Below are 990 nucleotides of genomic sequence, written 5' to 3'. Positions count from 1 at the left end.
TTTTTGTGGGCTTGATTATCACGAACTGTATCGTAATGGGGCGTGCTGAAGCGTTTGCAATGCAAAATGGCCCAGGCATGAGTTTCCTGGATGGCATAGGTAATGGTTTAGGATATGCCGTTATTTTGCTATTAGTCGCTTTTGTACGTGAATTGTTTGGTTCAGGCATGTTGTTTGGCATCGAGCTTATGCCTACCGTTAACAATGGTGGCTGGTATGTACCTAATGGTATGTTGCTGCTTCCTCCAAGTGCTTTCTTTATCATCGGTTTGCTTATTTGGGGCTTAAGGCAATGGAAGAAAGACCAGGTAGAGCCTGCTGATTACAAAATCTCGTCTCACTCTGTTAAGGAGGCGTTCTAATGATCGAATATTATTTAAGCCTATTTGTTAAGGCTGTATTTGTTGAAAATATGGCTTTGGCATTCTTTTTGGGAATGTGTACCTTCCTTGCGATTTCTAAGAAGATTCAAGCTGCAACCGGTCTAGGTATTGCCGTAGTCGTTGTATTGGCAATCACTGTTCCTGTAAATAATCTTATTTATACCTACCTTCTAAAAGATGGAGCCTTGGCTTGGGCGGGCTATCCTGATGTAGACCTGAGTTTCTTAGGTTTGTTAACTTACATTGGTGTTATCGCTGCTTTGGTACAGATTCTAGAAATGGTTTTGGATAAGTACTTCCCGGATCTGTATAACGCTCTTGGGGTATTCCTACCATTGATCACAGTAAACTGTGCGATCATGGGTGCATCTCTATTTATGGTTGAGCGTGATTATAATCTTGCTGAGAGCACGGTCTATGGCTTGGGTGCTGGTGTCGGTTGGGCTCTTGCGATCGTCGCATTGGCCGGTATCCGAGAAAAGCTCAAGTACAGTGATGTGCCTGAAGGTCTGCGTGGCTTGGGTATTACCTTTATCACTGTAGGCTTGATGTCACTAGGTTTTATGTCGTTCTCTGGTATCTCGCTTTAATTAACACTGGGTAGATA

2 protein-coding genes are annotated in these 990 nt (G+C 43.1%); both read left to right on the top strand.

What is annotated here, in order from left to right:
• Positions 1 to 362: Rnf-Nqr domain containing protein (locus A3735_RS25205; RefSeq protein ID WP_304440022.1), on the top strand; the 362-nt coding region annotated here is incomplete at its 5' end.
• A complete protein-coding gene (gene nqrE, locus A3735_RS25200) occupies positions 362 to 973 on the top strand; it encodes an NADH:ubiquinone reductase (Na(+)-transporting) subunit E (protein WP_197470144.1) in 612 nt (203 codons plus the stop codon). The genes A3735_RS25205 and nqrE, both read left to right, overlap by 1 nt.
• The last annotated feature ends 17 nt before the right edge of the window (positions 974 to 990 follow it).

The sequence above is a fragment of the Oleiphilus sp. HI0061 genome (assembly GCF_001635675.1).
The sequence above is the reverse complement of the archived record's forward strand: the minus strand, read 5'-3'. Positions and strand labels throughout refer to the sequence as shown.